This window comes from Streptomyces sp. NBC_00435, from assembly GCF_036014235.1.
Lineage (GTDB): Bacteria > Actinomycetota > Actinomycetes > Streptomycetales > Streptomycetaceae > Streptomyces.
In genome coordinates this window covers 2,154,194-2,173,545 of record NZ_CP107924.1, presented here as the reverse complement: position 1 = coordinate 2,173,545, position 19,352 = coordinate 2,154,194, and the positions used below count along the sequence as shown (strand labels likewise).

Here is a 19,352-nt window from a genome sequence, read left to right as displayed (position 1 = left end):
CCATTCCACACGGGGGTGTCTCAGATGACGGCCACGCTGAGGGTGACCACGTAGGGCTCTTCCACCACTCCGTCCGGAAAGACCGGATCCAGCCGGGCCCGTTCGGCGTCGAGGAACTCCCGGGTGCCGGCCTCGCCCAGGAGCAGGAACGCGGAGTGGCTGGCCAGGTTCGCCAGGTGCGATTCGAGCGGGATCCGCCGGGACCAGGAGACGGTCCGGGTGGTGAAACCGGAGTCGAGGCCGCGCGGGAGGGTACGGAAACCGGTGTCGGGGCCGGCCCCGCCGACCGCACCGGCCCCGCCGACGCCGCCGCCCGGGCCGCCGGCCTCGAAGAAGGCGCGGATCCGCTCGCCCTGCTCCGTGACCCAGCCCGCCGACTCGTCCAGGTCGTTCCACCAGATCGCGAGCGCGCCGCCGGGCTTGAGCACCCGGCGGGCCTCGGGAACGGCCCGCGCCGGGTCGGTCCAGTGCCAGGCCTGGGCGTAGGTCAGGAAGTCGAAGCGGGCTCCGGCCAGCGGCAGCCGGTCCCCGTCCCCGCGCACGATCGGGATCCCGGGGTTGCGGACCCGGAACTCGGCGGCCATCCCGTCCCCGGGCTCGACGGCCACGACCTCGGCCCCGCGGGCGTGCATCGGCGCCGTCCCGATCCCGGTCCCCGCTCCCACGTCAGCCACCCGGGCCCCCGCGAACCGGCGCCCGGCCAGTTCCTCCACCGCGTCGTACAGCGCCTCGGGATAGCCGGGCCGGTATGCCGCGTAGAGGGCGGCGGCGGTGTCGAAGGACCGGGCCCGGGAGCGGGGAGTCGTCGTCATGGGCCCATTGTTTTCGATCACGCGCGCGCGGACCAGACCCCATCTTTCCCGTCTGCCCGCACCTCGCCGGTCTCGTCCTCGACTCGGGCGGGATGGGCGTCCCGGGGCTCCGCGGGGCCCCGCGGGGCCCTGGCGGAGGTGGGCGGGAGACTCCGTGCCGGAGGCACCCGGGACGGAGGTCACATGCCCTCGGCGACACTCCCTGACCGGCGTGTGCTAGCTTAGAGCTCGTTGCAGTTGTGGTACCCATGAACTTTATGTGCGCCTGACGGGATTGCTCCGACAGGCGCTTTTATTGTTTTGCCGGAATCTCCGGATGGGGCCCTTTGCCGCCTATTCAGGAGATTTAACAATGGCACTTGGCACCGTGAAGTGGTTTAACTCGGAAAAGGGCTTCGGCTTCATCGAGCAGGACGGTGGCGGCCCGGACGTGTTCGCCCACTACTCGAACATCGCCACCCAGGGCTTCCGTGAGCTCAACGAGGGCCAGCGCGTGTCCTTCGACGTCACCCAGGGCCAGAAGGGCCCCCAGGCGGAGAACATCCTCCCCGCCAACTAAGCATTTCAGCTCGCCGGGGTCCGCACCGTGAGGTGCGGGCCCCGGCTTGTCTGCTGTTTCGACTCGTTTGCAGCAGTTGTACGCAGTACCTGCCGGTTTCAGGAGGGCTTTCTCGCATGACCAGCTCCAGCTCCGCACGACCCAGCCGCCGCCCCACCCGGGGTCGAGGTGCGGCCCAGGGACGTCCGAAGGCTGGCGCGGGACGGCAGAAGTCCGCCCCCGTAGCCAGGCCCCAAGAATTCACCATGCCCGAACCGCTGACCCCGGCCCTGCCGCCGGTGGAAGCCTTCGGGGACATGGACATGCCCGAGGCGCTGCTGAAGACCCTCGCCGCCCAGGGCGTCACCGAGCCGTTCCCGATCCAGGCCGCGACGATCCCGAACTCGCTCGTCGGCCGTGACCTGCTCGGCCGCGGCCGCACCGGATCCGGCAAGACGCTGGCCTTCGGCCTGGCGCTGCTGGCCCGTACCGCCGGCCGCCGCGCGCAGCCGAAGCAGCCGCTCGCGCTGGTCCTCGTACCGACCCGTGAGCTCGCGCAGCAGGTCACCGACGCCCTGGCCCCGTACGCCACGGCCGTCAACCTGCGCATCGCGACCGTCGTCGGCGGCATGTCGATCAACCGGCAGTCCGGCGCCCTGCGCCGCGGCTCCGAGGTGCTCGTCGCCACCCCCGGCCGTCTGAAGGACCTCATCGACCGCGGTGACGCCGACCTCTCCCAGGTCTCCATCACGGTCCTCGACGAGGCCGACCAGATGACCGACATGGGCTTCATGCCGCAGGTCACCGCCCTGCTCAAGCAGGTCCAGCCCGAGGGCCAGACCATGCTCTTCTCGGCGACCCTCGACAAGAACATCGACAAGCTCGTCAAGATGTTCCTGCACGACCCGGTCGCCTTCTCCGTCGACCCGTCCGCCGGTGCGGTCAGCACGATGGAGCACCACGTCCTGTACGTCATGGACGAGACCGACAAGAAGGCCGTGGCCACGCGTATAGCCGCTCGCGACGGCCGGGTGATCATGTTCGTCGACACCAAGCGCGGGGTCGACCGCATGGTCAAGAAGCTCCTCGCCGACGGCGTCCGAGCCTCCGGCCTGCACGGCGGCCGCTCGCAGCCGCAGCGCAACCGGACCCTCGACTGGTTCAAGACGGGCGAGGTCACCGCGCTGGTCGCCACCAACGTGGCCGCCCGCGGCATCCACATCGACGACCTCGACCTCGTCGTCAACGTGGACCCGCCGGTCGACCACAAGGACTACCTGCACCGCGGTGGCCGTACCGCCCGCGCCGGCGAGTCCGGCAGCGTAGTCACCCTGGTCCTGCCCGACCAGAAGCGCGACATGACCCGCCTGATGTCGGACGCCGGGATCTCCCCGCGCATCGCGCAGATCAAGTCCTCCGACGAGGAGCTGACCCGGATCACCGGCGCCAAGGAGCCCTCGGGCATCCCGGTCGTGCTGGACGTCCCGCAGGCCACCCCGCCGCGCCAGCGTTCCGCCGGCCAGGCCGGCGGCGGCTCCGGCGGTGGCGCCCGTCGCCGTTCGGGCGGCGGTCCGCGTACCGGCTCCGCCGGCACGGGCTCCGCTCCGGCCGCCGGTGGCGGCCGCGGCCGTCGTTCCGGCGGTGGCTCCGGCGCCTCCGGTCAGGCCGCGGCCTCCGGGTCCGGCCAGGCCCGCCGTGGCCAGGGCGGCCAGGGTTCGGCCGCGGCCGGCTCCGGCGAGCGCGGCCGTCGTACCGGTGGCGCTCCCTCCGGCGGCGCGGCCGCGGCTTCGGCCCGCAGCCGTGTCGGTGGCGGCGGCCAGGGGCGTCGCCGCTCCGCCTGATCCAGGAGCACGAGCGAGCACACGACGCCGGGCGGCGCGATCCACGCGCCGCCCGGCGTCTTCGTGCGTCCGGACCCTTACCGGACCATCTTGACCTGGAGCTTCGCCAGGGTTCGCAGGTCCAGCCCGAGGCCCTCGGTGAGGTAGCCGTAGAAGCTGCCGTAGTCGGCCTCGATCTGCGCGGTCGCCGAGTCCAGGTAGTCCTGGCGGACCTCCTGGAGCGGGATCAGCAGATCGGGGTTCTGCATCCGGCCGGACTGCTTGAGCCCCGCCCGCACCTGGGCGTCGTACGCCCCGCGGAAAGTGTTCGAGGCCAGGTAGTCGCCCTCGGCGGTGTCCTGTGGGACGGCCAGGGCGCGCAGCAGGACGTAGCTCATCCAGCCCGTCCGGTCCTTGCCCGAAGTGCAGTGGTAGAGCACCGGGTCCTGCTTGCCGTCGGCGATCTCGCGGAGGGTGGCCGCGAACTGCGCCCGGCTCTCGGGGTTGGTCACGAACGTCCTGTAGATGTCGCGCATGTACGCCTCGGCGCGGCCGCCGCCGAGCATCTGCTCCTGCTTCACGGGATCACCGCTGGCTATGGCGCCGACCAGGGTCCCGTACAGGCCGAGGTCGCTGATCGGGCGGGCGGTGGAGGCCAGGCCCGCGGGCAGCTTGTCGGCGCCGTCGTACTGGACCTCCATCGGGATGCGGAAGTCGACGACCTTCGTGAGGCCGAGACCGGAGACGGAGGTGATGTCCGCCGCGGTCAGCTTGGACAGCGCGTCGGAGCGGTAGACCAGTCCCTGACGGACCTGGCCGCCCGTCCAGGTGCGGTACCCGCCGAGGTCACGGACGTTCACCGCGCCCTGGAGGGGGATCTGGCGGATCGGCTGCGCCTGCTGGTGGTGGCGCGAGACGGTGGCACTGTTCGCAGGCGCCGCGTGCGCGACGGCGGGCAGAGTCCCGATGGCGAGGGCGGAGGCGAGCACCGCGGTCGCCAGGCGGATTCGGGCACGGCTCATCTGGGGCAACTCCTGTAACGGAGAAGGGGAATCACCCTGGTGGTGGCAGGGTGCCGAGCGGGTGCGGGGGGATGAGGCGGGCCGGGTCGGAGTGGGGGGAGCCCAGGCCGTGCAGACGTTCCAGCACGGTGTGCGCCTCGGCCATGACGCGCGTGACGAGCTCCGCGCACGACGGAAGGTCCTCGATCACGCCGGCGACCTGGCCGGATGCCATGACGCCGAGGTCCGTACGGCCCTCGACCATGGACGCCTTGAGGAGCATGGGGGTGTTGGCGGCGAGCAGTACCTGGCTCCAGGACAGGTCCTTGCCGTGTTTCATCGCGAGGCCGTCCCGGATCATCTCCGCCCAGGACAGGCCCGACAGCTTCTTGAAGCCGGCCGCGTGCCGCACCGCCTTGGCCAGGGCCTTCGTACGGCCCGCCCGTTCCAGGGAGGCCACGAGCTCGCTGCGGAGCATCCGGTGCGGCAGCCCGTCCACGGCCGTCGTGACGGTGACGTCCTTGACGGTCGCCTTCAGGTACTCGGCCTTCACCGCGTCGGGGACGGTGGAGTCGGAGGTCAGCAGGAACCGGGTGCCCATCGCGATGCCCGCGGCCCCGTAGGCCAGGGCCGCGACCAGACCGCGGCCGTCGCTGAACCCGCCGGCCGCGATCACCGGGATGCCGACCGCGTCGACCACCTGCGGCAGCAGTACGGTCGTGGCCACGTCACCGGTGTGTCCGCCGCCCTCGCCGCCCTGCACGATCACCGCGTCCGCACCCCACGCCGCGACCTTCTCGGCGTGCCGGCGGGCCCCGATGGAGGGGATCACGACGACCCCCGCGTCCTTGAGCCTCGCGATCAGCTCCCTGGACGGGGCGAGCGCGAAGGAGGCCACCCGGACGCCCTCGTCGATGATCAGCTGGGCCCGGTCGGCGGCGTCCCCGGCGTCCGCGCGCAGATTGACCCCGAACGGGGCATCCGTACGGGACTTGACCTCGTGGACCGCCGCCCGCAGCTGGTCCGTCGTCATCGTCGCCGAGGCCAGGATGCCGAGCGCACCCGCGTTGGCCGCCGCCGACACCAGGCGCGGGCCCGCCACCCAGCCCATGCCCGTCTGCACGATCGGATGCTCGACTCCGACCAGCTTGGTGAATGCCGTCTCCATCGGCTCAGACCCGCACTTCCCGGTCGCGCAGCCCTCTGGGGTCGACGACCTCGCGGATCAGCCGCAGCTCCTGAGGGGACGGCTCCCGCGTGTACGGGACCTCGCCCTCGACGGCGAGGTCGAAGCCGGTGGCCGCCCGGACCTGCTCCACCGTGACCCCGGGGTGCAGGGAGGCGAGGCGCATGCTGTGGTCCGGGCCGCCGAAGTCGAAGACGCCGAGATCGCTGACCACCCGGGGGAGCCGGTGGAAGCGGGTCACCCCGGCCGCCCCGGCGCGGTCGTAGCCCACCCCGCTGACCATGTCGACGCGCTCGACGAACACCCGGGTCGAATGCTTGGGGATCCAGTAACTCACCGGGTTGTTCAGGGTGTTCACCGGAGCTCCGCGCACCCCCAGGAGCTGGCGGGTGGGCTGCTGCCAGTCGCCGATGCAGGAGATGTTCTGGTTGCCGTACCGGTCGATCTGGCTGGCGCCCATCATCACGTGCCGGCGGCCACCGGTGACCATCGTCAGGTGACGGCGGTACGGGAGCCAGCCTTCGGCCGTGCCGTCGAGACCGACCAGCATGGCTTCGCCGTCGGTCAGCAGCAGGTCGGGCGAGAAGGTCCGCTTCGCCAGCCGGGCCCCGAAGGAGGGCACCAGCCCCATCGGGCTGGCCAGCACCTCGCCGTTGTCCCGCCACGCCTCGGCACAGGCGATCACGCAGTACTCGGCGCGGGTGACGGTGGAGGTGGAGGCGTTGGTGGCCGTGCTGCTCACTGCTGCTCCTCGTGCCAGGCCTGGACGGCGGACTGGTAGGCGTGCTCGCTCCCGCCGGAGAGGAAGCGCTCGGCGAACTCCGGCCAGGGGGTGGTCGCGTACAGCTTCTGGAAGGCCTCGTCGCGTTCGTAGTCGGGGGCGCAGGAGGTGAAGTGCGCGCCGTTCGGGGTCTCCACGACCCCGGTCACCGAGTGGCGGCTGACGAGGAGGGACTGGGGGGGCCCGGCCTTGGAGAGCTCGGCGGTCTCGACGACCGCCTCGCAGGAGACGTAGGCGGTGTCGGCGGCCTCGCAGAAGAGGTCGTCGAAGTACGGGTCCGGGCCCAGGTACTGGGCGTTGCCGAGCCGGTCGGCGCGGTTCAGGTGGACCAGGGCCGCGTCCATGCGCAGGGCGGGGACCGCCACGAACTCCTCGCCGTCGGCGTACGGAGAGGTGACGGTGCGCAGCTCGGGGTTGACGCGCATGACGTCGGAGCCGAGGCCGGCGCGGACCGGGAGGAAGGGCAGCCGGTTGGCGGCGGCGTGCAGGCCCCACATGAACATCGCCTCGTCGAGCTCGGTGAGGGCGAAGGCGCCGCTCTCGCGGGCGGCCCGGTAGTGGGGCTCCAGGGGGATGGAGTCGAGGGTGACGAAGGGGGTGACGAGCCTGCGGATCCGTCCGGCGGCGGCGAGCAGGCCGACGTCGGGGCCGCCGTAGGAGATCACGGTGAGATCGGTGACCCCGGAGCGGAGCAGTGCCCGGACCAGGGCCATGGGCTTGCGCCGTGAACCCCAGCCGCCGATGCCGAGGGTCATCCCGCTGCTGAGCCGGCCGACCACCTCGTCGGGGGTCATGCTCTTGTCGGTCATGCCGATTCCGCCTTCGCGTCGCTCTTCGCGCTGCTTCCGAAGGTGTCGCGGACCCGGTCGGCGACGCCGCTGAGGTTGGCCTCGAAGGTGAAGCCCTGCTCGAAGCGGTAGCTGCGGCGCACGTCCACGGGGTCGATGCCGTTGATGGCGGCCTTGGCCAGCCGGATGAGGTAGCCGTCCTTCTTCGCGATCTCGACGGCCAGTTCCAGGGCGGCCGCCCGCAGTTCCGCGCGCGGGACCACCTTCCACACCGAGCCGTGCGCGTGCAGTTCGGCGGCGGTCGCGGTGCGCGAGGTGTAGTACAGCGTGCGCATCAGGTGCTGCGGGACGAGCCGGGCCAGGTGGGTGGCGGCCCCGAGGGCGCCCCGGTCCAGCTCCGGCAGTCCGAAGGTCGCGTCGTCGGAGGCGACGATGGCGTCGGCGTTGCCGACCAGCCCGATCCCGCCGCCCAGGCAGAAGCCGTTCACGGCGGCCACGACCGGCACCTCGCACTCGTACACGGCGGCGAAGGCCTCGTAGCAGCCCCGGTTGGCGCCGATGAGCGAGGCGTGGCCGGTGTCGCGCTGCATCTCCTTGATGTCGACGCCTGCGTTGAAGCCGCGGCCCTCGGCGGCAAGGACCACGCACCGGACCTCCGGGTCGCGGCCGGCCGCGCGCAGGGCGTCGGCCAGGTCGTACCAGCCCTGCACGGGCAGTGCGTTGACGGGCGGGAAGTCGACTGTGACGAGTGCGATGCCCTTGTCGGGGCTTGAGGTGGAGACACCCATGAGCGGATCAGCTACCTTTCCACCAAACATTTGTTAGGTGAGGAAGGTAGCAGCCGATGGAGCTCAACGGGAGGGTTGCCGTCGTCACCGGCGGAACCCGGGGAGTCGGCGCCGGGATCACGAGAGCGTTCCTCGCGGCGGGGGCCGAGGTCCTCGTCTGCGCGCGCAGGCCACCGGAGGAACCGGTGGCGGCCGAGGGCCGCGCGGCGTCGTTCACCGCCGTCGACCTGCGCGATCCGGCCGCCGTACAGGACTTCTTCGAATCGGTCGCCAAGCGCTACGGGCGGCTCGACTGCCTGGTCAACAACGCGGGCGGAACCCCGTACCGGCTGCTGGGGGAGGGCGAGGCGCAGCGCCACGCGCGGGTCGTCGAACTCAACCTGATCGCCCCGATGACCGCCTCGGTCGCCGCGTACCCCTGGCTGCGGGAGGCCCGGGGCTCCGTCGTGATGATCGGCAGCGTCAGCGGGACCCGCCCCTCGCCGGGTACGGCGGCCTACGGGGCGGCGAAGGCGGGGCTGGAGAACCTGGCCCGCTCCATGGCCGTGGAATGGGCCCCCGAGGTACGGGTCAACTCGCTGGTCCTGGGCATGGTGCGGACCGAGCTCTCGCACCTGCACTACGGGGACCAGGCCGGTGTCGCGGCGGTCGGCGCGACCGTCCCGCTGGGGCGGCTGGCCGAACCCTCCGACGTGGGCGACGCGGCGGTCTTCCTGGCCTCGGACCGGGCGGCGTACGTGAGCGGGGCGAGCCTGCTCGTGCACGGCGGCGGCGAACGGCCGGCGTTCCTGGACGCGGCAACCGCGAACAATCCGAAGAAGGAGAGCTGACATGGGACTTGCCGAAGGCCGTGTGGTCATCGTGACGGGCGCCGGGCGGGGGCTGGGCCGGGCCCACGCGCTGGCCTTCGCCCAGGAGGGGGCGCGGATCGTGGTCAACGACCTCGGGGTCGGCCTGGACGGGCTGCCGGGGCCGGAGAGCCCGGCGGCGCTCGTGGTGGCCGAGATCCGGGCGGCGGGCGGGGAGGCGGTGGCACACGGCGGGGACATCGCGACGACCGAGGGGGCCGCCTCGCTGGTCGAGACGGCGGTCTCGGCCTTCGGACGGCTGGACACCCTGGTCAACAACGCGGGGTTCCTGCGCGACCGGATGCTGGTGAACCTGGACGAGGACGACTGGGACGCGGTGATGCGGGTCCACCTGAAGGGGCACTTCCTGCCGCTCAAGCACGCGGCCGCGTACTGGCGGGCGGAGGCGAAGGAGGGCCGCCAAGTGGCCGCCCGGGTGGTCAACACCTCCTCGGGGGCCGGGCTGCTGGGCTCGGTCGGGCAGGGCAACTACAGCGCGGCCAAGGCCGGGATCCTGGGGCTGACCCTGGTCTCGGCGGCGGAGATGGGGCGGTACGGGGTCCAGGTCAACGCGATCGCCCCGGCGGCGCGGACCCGGATGACGGAGCAGACCTTCGCGGACACCATGGCCGCCCCGGATGCCGGGGCCTTCGACGCCATGGCCCCGGAGAACGTGTCCCCGCTGGTGGTGTGGCTGGGCTCGGACGCCTCGGCCGGGGTCACGGGCCGGGTCTTCGAGGCGGAAGGCGGCCGGATCACGGTGATGGAGGGCTGGCGGCCGGGCCCGACGGCGGACCGGGGGGCGCGGTGGACTCCGTCGGAGGCAGGGGAGGCGGCGGCGAAGCTCCTCGCGGAGTCGGAGCGGCCGCAGCCGGTGTACGGGGCCCGTTGAGGGGGAGTTGCGTGATTCAGGTCACCGGTGGGCGGTGGCCTGGTTACGCTCGGCTACGGACCTGAACGGACGCCGCAGGGCGCGAACTTGGGGGTGGCCGCCGTGGTCAACATCCGCGATCTCGATCCCAGTGCGTCTCCGCTGGACTACTACGGCTCCGAGCTGCGCCGCTTGCGGGAAGCCGCCGGACTGAAACAGGGGCAGCTGGGCGACATCATCTTCTGCGCGGCGTCGCTGATCGGGCAGATCGAGACGGCACGGAAGGTGCCGACCCGGGAGTTCTCCGAGCGGGTGGACGCGGCGCTCGGGACTGGCGGGGTGTTCTCCCGGTTGGTGGGGCTTGTGCTGCGGAGTCAGTTGCCGACGTGGTTCCAGGCGTTCGCTGAGATGGAGGCGAAGGCGACCTACATCTCCAGCTTCCAGGCGCAGTTGGTGTACGGGTTGTTGCAGACGGAAGAGTACGCGCGGGCGGTGCTCCAGGCGGGGTGGTCGGACAAGCTTGATGAGGCGGTGGCCGCAAGGATGGAGCGCCAGCGAATTCTGAGGAGGGAGCGCCCACCCCTGGTGTGGGTTGTACTGGACGAAGGGGTGTTGCACCGGCCGTTCGGGAGTCGCGAGGTCATGCGGAGCCAGCTCCTTCACTTGTTGGAGTTCGGGGACCGACGTGAGGTGCGAATCCAGGTGCTCCCATTCACTGCCGGGCAACACCCGGCAACAGTGGGGTCATTCACCGTCCTACGGTTCGAACGGGATCCGGACGTCGTCTACGCCGAGAGTTATGGCTTGGCCAACGTGACGGCCAATCCGGAAACGGTCAGGGACTGTGCGCACCGTTACGATCACCTGCAGGCCGCGGCCCTGTCCGTGGAGCAGTCTGCGGCGCTGATCGCCCGCGTACGGGAGGAACGTTATGGGGACCATCAAGAACCTGACAGGCGCGTCGTGGCGTAAGTCCAGCTACAGCGGAGGCACCGGCGGCGAGTGTGTCGAGTGCGCTCCGCTCGGCGCCGCCTGGCGCAAGGCTTCGTACAGCGGCTCCAACGGCGGTGACTGCGTAGAGGTCTCGGCCCAGCCCTGCCTCGTCGCCGTGCGGGACTCCAAGAACCCCGACGGCCCGGCCTTCACCGTCGGCCACGCCGCCTTCGCCGCCTTCGTCGGGGCCCTCTAACCCCAAAGCCGCACAGCACCACCCGCGGGCCGGGACCTGAAAAAGGTCCCGGCCCGCACTCGTTCCCGCTCAGCGGGAACACGCCCTCCCGCCCGCGCCCGGCCCCCGCCTACCGTCTGCCGCACCACACACCACCGCAGCCGGGAGGACCCCCATGCTCGACGACCGGCGCCGGCGCGAAGCCGCTGACCTGCTGCGCACGGCAGAGCTGCGGCGGGCGCCCGTACGGCCGCTGACCGAGCTCCACGCGGGCATCGACGTGCAGGACGCGTACGAGATCCAGCTCCTCGCCATCCGCGACCGTCTCGCCGACGGCGACCGGATCAGCGGCCACAAGGTCGGGCTGTCCTCCCCCGTCATGCAGGCCATGATGGGCGTCGACGAACCCGACTACGGGCACCTGCTGGCCTCCATGGAGCTGCGCGAGGACACCCCGGTCCCCGCCGCCGCGTACTGCGCGCCCCGCGTCGAGGTCGAGGTCGGCTTCGTCCTCGGCGCCGACCTGACCGGCGAGGGCTGCACCGTCGCCGACGTGCTGGCCGCGACCGAGCGGGTCGTCCCGGCCCTGGAGCTCATCGACAGCCGGATCGCCGACTGGCGGATCACCATCGCCGACACCATCGCCGACAACGCCTCCTCCGCCGGATACGTCATCGGGGAGGGACGCGACCCGCGCGGGCTCGACCTGAAGGCGATCGAAGCCACCCTGACCAGTGGATCCGACACCCTGGCGAGCGGCCGCAGCGACGCCGTGCTCGGTGATCCCGCCGCCTCCGTGGCCTGGCTGGCGCGGACCGTCGCCCGGTTCGGGGTCGAGCTGCGCAAGGGCCACCTGATCCTGCCCGGGTCCTGCACCCGCGCCGTGGACGTGGCCGCCGGGCGGACCTACACCGCCGACTTCACCGGGCTCGGCCCGGTCTCCCTCTCCTTCATCTGAGGTGCCATGACGAACACCAGGAAAGCGACCGCCGCCATCGTCGGCTCCGGGAACATCGGAACCGACCTGCTCTACAAGCTCCTGCGCTCCCCCCACATCGAACCCCGCTGGATGATCGGCGTGGACCCCGGCAGCGAGGGCCTCGCGCGCGCCAGCCGCGCCGGACTCGACGCCTCCCACGAGGGCGTCGACTGGCTGCTGGCCCAGGACGAGCTGCCGGACCTGGTCTTCGAGGCCACCTCCGCCTACGTGCACCGCTCCAACGCCCCGCGCTACGCCGAACTCGGCATCAAGGCCATCGACCTGACCCCGGCCGCCGTCGGACCCGGCGTGGTGCCGTCCGCGAACCTCACCGCCCACCTCGACCGGGCCAACGTCAACATGATCACCTGCGGCGGTCAGGCCACCATCCCCATGGTCCACGCCGTCTCGCGCGTGGTCCCCGTCGCCTACGCCGAGATCGTCGCCTCGGTGGCCTCCGTCTCGGCCGGCCCCGGCACCCGCGCCAACATCGACGAGTTCACCCGCACCACCGCCCGCGGCATCGAGGAGATCGGCGGCGCCGCCCGCGGCAAGGCCATCATCATCCTCAACCCCGCCACGGAGAGATCAGCGGCTGGCGCCGCGGGCCCGGTCATCATGCGCGACACCGTCTACTGCGCGATCCCGGCCGACGCCGACCGCGAGGCCGTCGCCGCTTCCGTCAAGCGGGTCGCCGAGGACGTGGCCACGTACGTACCCGGCTACCGGCTGCGCACCGAGCCGCAGTTCGACGACCCCTCCCCGCTGAACGGCGGCACGGCCCGGGTCGCGATCTTCCTGGAGGTGGAGGGCGCCGGCGACTACCTGCCGCCCTACGCCGGAAACCTCGACATCATGACCGCCGCCGCCACCAAGGTCGGCGAGGAGTTCGCGAAGGGGCTCACCGCGTGAACACGTACACCTACTCCGACACCCTCGACATCCGCGTCACCGACTCCTCGCTGCGCGACGGCTCGCACGCCAAGCGCCACCAGTTCACGGGCGAGGACGTACGGTCGATCGTCTTCGCCCTCGACGCCGCCGGCGTCCCCGTCATCGAAGTCACGCACGGCGACGGACTCGGCGGGTCCTCCTTCAACTACGGCTTCTCGAAGACCCCCGAGCAGGAGCTCATCAAGATCGCCTCCGATACGGCCCGGAACGCGAAGATCGCCTTCCTGATGCTGCCCGGGCTCGGTGTGAAGGACGACATCCGCGCCGCCCACGGCAACGGCGGGCAGATCTGCCGGATCGCCACCCACTGCACGGAGGCCGACATCTCCGTCCAGCACTTCGGGCTCGCCCGCGAGATGGGCCTGGAGACCGTCGGGTTCCTGATGATGGCCCACTCCACCACCCCCGAGATCCTCGCCCGCCAGGCCCGGATCATGGCGGACGCCGGCTGCCAGTGCGTGTACGTCGTCGACTCCGCCGGCGCGATGGTGATGGACGACGTCACCGACCGGGTCGCGGCGCTGGTCGCCGAGCTCGGCGCCGATGCCCAGGTCGGCTTCCACGGGCACGAGAACCTCGGCCTGGGCGTGGGCAATTCGGTCGCCGCCGTGCGGGCCGGCGCCCTCCAGATCGACGGCTCCACACGCCGCCTCGGCGCGGGCGCCGGGAACACGCCCGTCGAGGCGTTGGCCGCCGTCTGCCTCAAGATGGGCATCCGCACCGGCATCGACGTCCTGAAGATCATCGACGCGGCCGAGGACGTGGTCCGCCCCGTCATGGACGAGGAGTGCACGCTCGACCGCATGGCCCTGCTCATGGGCCACGCCGGGGTCTACTCCAGCTTCCTCAAGCACGCCTACCGCCAGGCCGAGCGCTACGGGGTCTCCGGCGCCCAGATCCTGCTGCGCGCGGGCGAGCGCCGCCTCGTCGGCGGCCAGGAGGACCAGCTCATCGACATCGCCGTCGAGCTGGCCAGATCCAGCCCCGCCGGCGTTTGAGGCGCGGGGTCCGGGGCGGAGCCCCGGGAGACGGCGGTCCACCCAGCCGCGAACCGAACCACAACGAAGTGGAGGGCCATCCCATGGCCGAATCGACCGCAGTCGACGAAGAACCCCGCGTCATCGAGGCCGCCGCCGTCCCTGCCAGGTACGCCCGAGGCTGGCACTGCCTGGGACTCGCCGCCACCTTCCGGGACGGAAACCCCCACGAGGTCGAGGCCTTCGGCACCAGACTCGTCGTCTTCCAGGGCGAGAGCGGCGGAACGCTCGCCGTCCTGAACGCCTACTGCCCCCACATGGGCGGCAACCTCGCCCACGGCACCGTCAAGGGCGACGCCGTCGCCTGCCCCTTCCACGACTGGCGCTGGTCCGGCGACGGCCGCTGCGCCGCCATCCCCTACGCCCGCCGCGTACCGCCCCGCGCCAGGACCCGCGCCTGGACCTCCCTGGAACGCAACGGCCAGCTCTACGTCTGGCACGACCCGGAGGGCAACCCGCCGCCGCCCGGGGTCACGATCCCCGTCATCGAGGGCGTCGGCGACCCCGAGTGGAGCGACTGGAGCTGGAACTCCCTGCGCGTCGAGAACTCCAACTGCCGCGAGATCGTCGACAACGTCGTCGACATGGCGCACTTCTACTACGTGCACTACGCCTTCCCGCACTACTTCAAGAACGTCTTCGACGGCCACGTCGCCACCCAGTACATGGAGTCGACCCCACGCGGTGACGTGGACCTCGGCACCCTCTCCACCGGCGGCGGCCTGCGCTCCGACGCCTCGTACCACGGCCCCTCGTACATGATCGACAAGCTGTGGAGCGATGTCGGCGGCGGCGTCGAGCTCGAATCCGTCCTCATCAACTGCCACTACCCGATCGACGGGAACAGCTTCGTGCTCATGTACGGGACCATCGTCAGGAAGCTCCCCGGCATGAGTGACGAACAGGCCGCCGAAGCCGCCCGCCTCACCTCCGAGGGCCTGGCCGTCGGCTTCGAGCAGGACGTGGAGATCTGGAAGAACAAGACCCGCATCGACAACCCCCTCCTCACCGAGGAGGACGGCCCCGTCTACCAGCTCCGCCGCTGGTACGAGCAGTTCTACGTGGACGCCGCCGACGTCAGGGACGAGATGGTGCGCCGCTTCGAGTTCGAGATCGACACCGCCCGCGCCACCGCCGCCTGGAAGGCCGAGGTCGCCGAGAACCTCGCCCGCCGCGCGGCCGGTACCCCGTGAACACCCCCGTGGTGTGCGGGGAGTGCGGCGCACGCGTGCTGTGCGAGAAGTTCAGCCCCGCCCACACCCAGGTCCAGTGGACCGGGGACGCCGCCACCACGTGCCCCCGCATCGCCGCCGAGGTCCGGGCGGGCCGGCCGAGCGCCCGCGTCCGCTCCTGCGCGGCCCTGGGCACGAGCATCGCGGCGGCCGTCCTGGAGGGCCGCCTGGAGGTGCCGGCCGATGTCTGACACCGCCGACACCGAAGGACGTACGCCGGCCCGTGCGGCGGAGGTCCGGAGCCCGGCCCCGGCAGCCGCCCCGGGCGGAGCCACCGGCAGGCTGCTGGTCCGCGTCACGGAGCGGATCCAGGAGACCCCCGAGGCGGTCTCCCTCGTACTTGACGCGGAACTCCCGTACCGCCCGGGGCAGTTCCTCACCCTCCGGCTTCCCCCGTCGAGCGGGGCGGGGGGCGCGGCCCGCTGCTACTCCCTGGCCGGCTCCCCGCACACCGGCGACCCGCTGCGCATCACCGTCAAACGGGTCCCCGGCGGCGCGGGCTCCAGCTGGCTCTGTCAGGACGTCGGCGTCGGCGACGAGCTGGAGGTCCTGCCGCCGGCCGGCACCTTCACCCCGCCCGACCTGGACCGGGACTTCCTGCTGGTGGCGGGCGGCAGTGGGATCACCCCGGTGCTCTCCATCGCCGGATCGGCCCTCGCGGCCGGTCGGGGCCACGTGGCGCTGGTGTACGCCAACCGCGACCCCGACTCGGTGATCTTCCGCGACGAGCTGTGGGGGCTCGCCGAGGAGCACCCCGGACGGTTCACCGTCGTCCACTGGCTGGAGACCCTCCAGGGACTGCCGACCGCCCCGCGACTGGGCCCGCTCGTGGCCCCGTACGCGAGCCGCGAAACCTACCTGTGCGGTCCCGCTCCGCTGATGGACGCGGCGGAGGCCGCGGTTCGCTCCGCGGGCGGGCAGGGCCGGGCGGTCCACCGTGAGCGGTACTTCTCGCTGAGCGGGGACGTCTTCGCGCGGCCGGTCGCGGCCGGGACTCTGGCCCCCGCGTCGGTCCCGGCCCCCGGAGGCGCGACCGCCGAGGTGGAGTTCGACGGAGCCGTGCACACCGTGGCCTGGCCGGCCGGGACCCCGCTCCTCGACGCCCTGCTCGCCGCGGGTGTCCCCGCCCCGTACTCCTGCCGCGAGGGCGCCTGCAGCGCCTGCTGCTGCCGGGTGGTGGAGGGCGAGGTCGAGATGGTCCGCAACGAGGTCCTGGACCGCGAGGACCTGGCCGGCGGCTACGTGCTGGCCTGCCAGGCCCTGCCGCTGGCCGACCGGATCCGCCTCACCTACGAGAGCTGAACCGGTAGCGGAAACGAGTCCGGGCCCGGCCCCCTGGCGAGGGGTCGGGCCCGGACTCGTTCACTCGTGCGTGGGGATAGGACTACCCACTACATCCACTCGCTGAACCGCAGCCAGCCCATCATGTTGTCCATCGCCCGCGCGGAGACGGCCGGCTCCAGGTCCCGGGCCGGCGCGGTCGCCGCCCGCCCCGGCCGGCCGGGCCCGTACAGCTCCCGCCACACCGCCCGCGCGCAGGCCAGTACCGCCGGGGCCAGCCGGGCCGGTTCCCGGTCCCCGCGGCAGGAGGACACCGACACGGCGGCCACGGCCCGCCCGGCGCCGCGCAGCGGAGCGGCCACGCAGGAGATGCCCCGGAAGCTCTCCTCCCGGTCGTAGGCCACGCCGCGCTCGCGGACCGCCGCCAGCTCCGACCGCAGTGCGAGCGGCCGGACCAGCGTGCGGGCGGTACGCGGCCGCAGCCCCTGCGCGAGGACGTGTTCCACCGCGGCCGGATCGCTGAACGCGAGGATCGCCTTGCCCGCGGCCGTGCAGTACGCCGGCATCCGGCCGCCGACCCGCGAGGGCACCGCGGTGGTCTCCGAACCGCCGATGCGCTCCAGGCACACCACCTCGGCCCCGTCGAGCACCGACAGGTGCGCCACCCGGCCCGTCCGCTCGTGCAGCGCGTGCAGCAGTGGCAGCGCGGCCCGGCGCAGCCGGTTGTGGTGGGAGGCGAGCGCGCCCAGCTCCAGCATGCGCATGCCCATGCGGTAGTCCCGGCCCTCCCGGTCCAGCCAGCGCAACCGCACCAGCTGGTCGAGGATCCGGTGGGCGGAGGAGCGCGGGATTCCGGAGCGGCGCACGACCTCGGTGAGCGACAGTCGCGGCTGCGGACCCTCGAAGGCGCCCAACACCTGCGCGGCCTTCTCCAGCAGCGACAGCGGTGCGAGCTCGGTCTCCGTGACCTGGTCAAGCACGAGAAAACCCCCTGCGTGAGGCGTTGGGGCGACCCTGCCACGCACTCCCGGCCGGAGGGAAGCACTCGGAGAGGTGTATTTCATTCAGTAATACTTCGAGTAGTCGTTTCCCTGGTCCGGAGCGGCCCCCGACCCGGCTTCCCACTCACCGGGAACGGCCCGTTCCACGCCCGGACCGCCCGGCGTACGTTCACCGCACCTCGAAGCCGACGACCCCGAGAAAGGGACACCGATGAGCGACGAAGACGTCCTCGAAGCAGTCCGCGCACTCGCCCCCGCCCTGCGCGAGCGCAGTGCCGAGGCGGAGGCGCAGCGCAAGGTACCCGGGGCGAGCATCAAGGAACTGGCCGCCACCGGCTTCTTCCGGCTGCTCCAGCCCAGGGCGTACGGCGGCCGCGCGGCCGACCCGGCCCTGTTCTACGACGCCGTCAAGGACATCGCCAGGGCCTGCGGCTCCACCGGCTGGGTCGCCTCCGTCCTCGGCGTCCACCCCTGGCACGTCGCCCTGTTCGACCCCCGCGCCCAGGAAGAGGTCTGGGGCCAGGATCCCGACACGCGGATCTGCTCCTCCTACGCGCCCACCGGCAGGATCGTCCCCGTCGACGGAGGCTTCACCGTCAGCGGCCGCTGGCACTTCTCCTCCGGCTGCGACCACGCCGACTGGGCGCTGCTCGGCGGACTGGTCACCGACGCCGAGGGCCGCCCCGTCGACATGCGGACCTTCCTGATCCCGCGCTCCCAGTACCGCGTCGACGAGGTCTGGGACACCGTCGGCCTGCGCGGCTCCGGATCCAACGACATCCACGTCGAGGACGTGTTCGTCCCCGAGCACCGCGCCCTCAGCTTCGGCCCCGTCACCGCCCTCCAGGTACCCGGCCACCGGATCAACCCCGAGCCGCTCTACCGGCTCCCCTACGCCTCCGTCTTCACCACCACCATCTCCACCCCGATCGTCGGCATCGCCGAAGGCGCCTACGAGGACTACGTCACCGCGACCCGCGAACGCTTCCGCGTCTCCTACGGCCAGCAGGTCGCCGAAGACCCCTTCGCCCAGGTCCGCATCGCCCGCGCCGCCAGCGACATCGACGCCTCCTGGCTCCAGCTCCGGCGCAACATCGGCGAGCTCTACGCCCTCGCCGGACGCGGCGGTGAACTGCCCGTGCCGCTGCGCACCCGGGTCCGCCGCGACCAGGTCCTCGCCACCGAACGCTGCGTGGCCGCGGTCGACCTCCTCATGGAGAACGCGGGCGGCAGCGCCATGCGCACCGGAACGAACGCCGTCCAGCGGGCCTGGCGCGACGTCCACACCGGCCGCGGCCACGCCGCCAACGACCCGGAACGGGCCCTCGTCCTCTTCGGGCAGGGCGCCCTCGGCCTCGACATCCAGGACACGATGCTGTGAGCGCGCACGAGGCCGTGAGCGCGCGGGCCATCACGTACGAGAACACCTCCCGCACCGCCCGGGCCGGCGCGCTGACCCTGCACTACCACGAGGCCGGCCCCCCGGACGGCCCGGTCGTGATCATGCTGCACGGCGGTGGGCCCGGAGCCTCCGGCTGGTCCAACTTCGGCGGCAACCTGCCCCACTTCGCCGCCCGCTTCCGCACCCTGCTGATCGACCAGCCCTGCTACGGCCGCTCCGACAAACCCGAACCCGATCGCGACTACTTCAGCTTCGCCGCGAACGCCGTCCTCGCCCTCATGGACGAACTCGGCATCGAGCGCGCGAACCTCATCGGGAACTCCCTCGGCGGCGGCACCGCCACCCGGCTGGTCCTGGACCACCCCGACCGAGTGGACAAGCTCCTGCTGATGGGCCCGGGCGGCATCTCCCTCAACCTCTTCTCCGCCGACCCCACCGAAGGCATCAAGCGGCTCTACGAGTTCAGCCTCGCCCCCGAGCCCACCCGCGAACAGATGCGGACCTTCCTCACCACCCTCGCCCACGACCCGGCGATCGTCACCGACGCCCTCGTCGAGGAGCGGTACGCCCAGGCCACCGACCCCGAGGCCAGACTCGGCAACACCCGCATGGGCGCCTCCTTCGCCAAGTGGCCCGAGGAGACCATGCTCTGGCGCGAAGCCCACCGCATCAGCCGCCCCGTCCTGCTGACCTGGGGCCGCGAGGACCGCGTCAACCCCGTCGACGGCGCCTTCCTCGCGCTGAAGACCATCCCCGACGCCCGGCTGCACGTGTTCCCGCACTGCGGGCACTGGGCACAGACCGAGGCCGCCGACGAGTTCAACCGCCTCGCCACCGACTTCTTCCTCCACTGAACCCACCGAGG

General features: G+C 72.0%; 21 protein-coding genes. 14 read left to right on the top strand and 7 right to left on the bottom strand.

From position 1 onward, the window contains the following. Positions 1–20: 20 nt before the first annotated feature. On the bottom strand, positions 21–812 hold the full coding sequence (locus OG389_RS09935) for a class I SAM-dependent methyltransferase (protein ID WP_328298102.1): 792 nt from the start codon (positions 810–812) through the stop codon (positions 21–23). A 352-nt stretch (positions 813–1,164) separates the two neighbouring features. On the opposite strand from OG389_RS09935, the gene OG389_RS09930 reads away from it, so the two are divergent. Next, positions 1,165–1,371 carry a cold-shock protein gene (locus tag OG389_RS09930; protein WP_328298101.1) on the top strand — a complete coding sequence of 69 codons (207 nt, stop codon included), beginning with the start codon at positions 1,165–1,167 and terminating at the stop codon, positions 1,369–1,371. Between the two features lie 116 nt (positions 1,372–1,487). Further along, entirely contained in the window at positions 1,488–3,191 is a 1,704-nt protein-coding gene (locus OG389_RS09925) for a DEAD/DEAH box helicase (RefSeq protein ID WP_328298100.1), read from the top strand. Between the two features lie 77 nt (positions 3,192–3,268). Here the strand turns inward: OG389_RS09925 and OG389_RS09920 are convergent, their stop codons facing one another. The 5 genes from OG389_RS09920 to OG389_RS09900 are packed head-to-tail and all read right to left on the bottom strand — an operon-like array spanning position 3,269 to position 7,714. Then, a complete protein-coding gene (locus tag OG389_RS09920) occupies positions 3,269–4,192 on the bottom strand; it encodes a tyrosine-protein phosphatase (protein ID WP_328298099.1) in 924 nt (307 codons plus the stop codon). Positions 4,193–4,223: 31 nt separating this feature from the next. Further along, the gene (locus OG389_RS09915) at positions 4,224–5,339 is read right to left on the bottom strand and encodes an NAD(P)H-dependent flavin oxidoreductase (RefSeq protein WP_328298098.1); all 1,116 of its coding nucleotides are present in this window, start codon (positions 5,337–5,339) and stop codon (positions 4,224–4,226) included. 4 nt (positions 5,340–5,343) lie between these two features. Continuing rightward, entirely contained in the window at positions 5,344–6,099 is a 756-nt protein-coding gene (locus OG389_RS09910; protein ID WP_328298097.1) for a CoA-transferase subunit beta, read from the bottom strand. Then, on the bottom strand, positions 6,096–6,947 hold the full coding sequence (locus tag OG389_RS09905) for a CoA transferase subunit A (protein WP_328298096.1): 852 nt from the start codon (positions 6,945–6,947) through the stop codon (positions 6,096–6,098). Before OG389_RS09905 ends, OG389_RS09910 begins: the two co-directional genes overlap by 4 nt. Further along, positions 6,944–7,714: an enoyl-CoA hydratase family protein gene (locus OG389_RS09900; protein WP_328298095.1), complete on the bottom strand. Its 771-nt coding sequence runs from the start codon at positions 7,712–7,714 to the stop codon at positions 6,944–6,946. The genes OG389_RS09905 and OG389_RS09900 overlap by 4 nt, the downstream gene beginning before the upstream one ends. Before the next feature lie 56 nt (positions 7,715–7,770). Here OG389_RS09900 and OG389_RS09895 point away from each other — a divergent pair, with 56 nt between their 5' ends. The 10 genes from OG389_RS09895 (at position 7,771) to OG389_RS09850 (ending at position 16,105) form a co-directional block, all read left to right on the top strand. Continuing rightward, positions 7,771–8,544, top strand: a complete 774-nt coding sequence (locus tag OG389_RS09895) for an SDR family oxidoreductase (RefSeq protein WP_328298094.1) — start codon at positions 7,771–7,773, stop codon at positions 8,542–8,544. A 1-nt stretch (position 8,545) separates the two neighbouring features. Continuing rightward, positions 8,546–9,454, top strand: coding sequence for an SDR family oxidoreductase (locus tag OG389_RS09890; protein WP_328298093.1), 909 nt, complete (start codon positions 8,546–8,548; stop codon positions 9,452–9,454). 102 nt (positions 9,455–9,556) lie between these two features. Beyond that, positions 9,557–10,405 (top strand): helix-turn-helix domain-containing protein, encoded by an 849-nt coding sequence (locus tag OG389_RS09885; RefSeq protein ID WP_328298092.1) that lies wholly within the window; start codon positions 9,557–9,559, stop codon positions 10,403–10,405. After that, positions 10,365–10,622 carry a DUF397 domain-containing protein gene (locus OG389_RS09880; RefSeq protein ID WP_328298091.1) on the top strand — a complete coding sequence of 86 codons (258 nt, stop codon included), beginning with the start codon at positions 10,365–10,367 and terminating at the stop codon, positions 10,620–10,622. The genes OG389_RS09885 and OG389_RS09880 overlap by 41 nt, the downstream gene beginning before the upstream one ends. Before the next feature lie 154 nt (positions 10,623–10,776). Then, positions 10,777–11,559 carry a 2-keto-4-pentenoate hydratase gene (locus tag OG389_RS09875; RefSeq protein ID WP_328298090.1) on the top strand — a complete coding sequence of 261 codons (783 nt, stop codon included), beginning with the start codon at positions 10,777–10,779 and terminating at the stop codon, positions 11,557–11,559. Between the two features lie 6 nt (positions 11,560–11,565). Next, positions 11,566–12,492, top strand: a complete 927-nt coding sequence (locus tag OG389_RS09870; RefSeq protein WP_328298089.1) for an acetaldehyde dehydrogenase (acetylating) — start codon at positions 11,566–11,568, stop codon at positions 12,490–12,492. Further along, a complete protein-coding gene (gene dmpG, locus OG389_RS09865; RefSeq protein ID WP_328298088.1) occupies positions 12,489–13,532 on the top strand; it encodes a 4-hydroxy-2-oxovalerate aldolase in 1,044 nt (347 codons plus the stop codon). Before OG389_RS09870 ends, dmpG begins: the two co-directional genes overlap by 4 nt. Positions 13,533–13,615: 83 nt before the next feature. Continuing rightward, a complete protein-coding gene (locus tag OG389_RS09860; RefSeq protein WP_328298087.1) occupies positions 13,616–14,764 on the top strand; it encodes a Rieske 2Fe-2S domain-containing protein in 1,149 nt (382 codons plus the stop codon). Further along, positions 14,761–14,994: a hypothetical protein gene (locus tag OG389_RS09855; RefSeq protein ID WP_328298086.1), complete on the top strand. Its 234-nt coding sequence runs from the start codon at positions 14,761–14,763 to the stop codon at positions 14,992–14,994. The genes OG389_RS09860 and OG389_RS09855 overlap by 4 nt, the downstream gene beginning before the upstream one ends. Then, positions 14,987–16,105, top strand: coding sequence for a ferredoxin--NADP reductase (locus tag OG389_RS09850; protein WP_328298085.1), 1,119 nt, complete (start codon positions 14,987–14,989; stop codon positions 16,103–16,105). Before OG389_RS09855 ends, OG389_RS09850 begins: the two co-directional genes overlap by 8 nt. Before the next feature lie 89 nt (positions 16,106–16,194). On the opposite strand, the gene OG389_RS09845 is transcribed toward OG389_RS09850, so the two are convergent. Next, on the bottom strand, positions 16,195–17,064 hold the full coding sequence (locus OG389_RS09845; protein ID WP_328298084.1) for an IclR family transcriptional regulator: 870 nt from the start codon (positions 17,062–17,064) through the stop codon (positions 16,195–16,197). Between the two features lie 232 nt (positions 17,065–17,296). Between OG389_RS09845 and hsaA the strand changes: the two genes are divergently transcribed. Both hsaA and hsaD read left to right on the top strand, forming a co-directional pair. Continuing rightward, positions 17,297–18,466 carry a 3-hydroxy-9,10-secoandrosta-1,3,5(10)-triene-9,17-dione monooxygenase oxygenase subunit gene (gene hsaA / locus OG389_RS09840; RefSeq protein ID WP_328298083.1) on the top strand — a complete coding sequence of 390 codons (1,170 nt, stop codon included), beginning with the start codon at positions 17,297–17,299 and terminating at the stop codon, positions 18,464–18,466. Then, a complete protein-coding gene (gene hsaD / locus OG389_RS09835) occupies positions 18,463–19,341 on the top strand; it encodes a 4,5:9,10-diseco-3-hydroxy-5,9,17-trioxoandrosta-1(10),2-diene-4-oate hydrolase (protein ID WP_328298082.1) in 879 nt (292 codons plus the stop codon). Before hsaA ends, hsaD begins: the two co-directional genes overlap by 4 nt. The last annotated feature ends 11 nt before the right edge of the window (positions 19,342–19,352 follow it).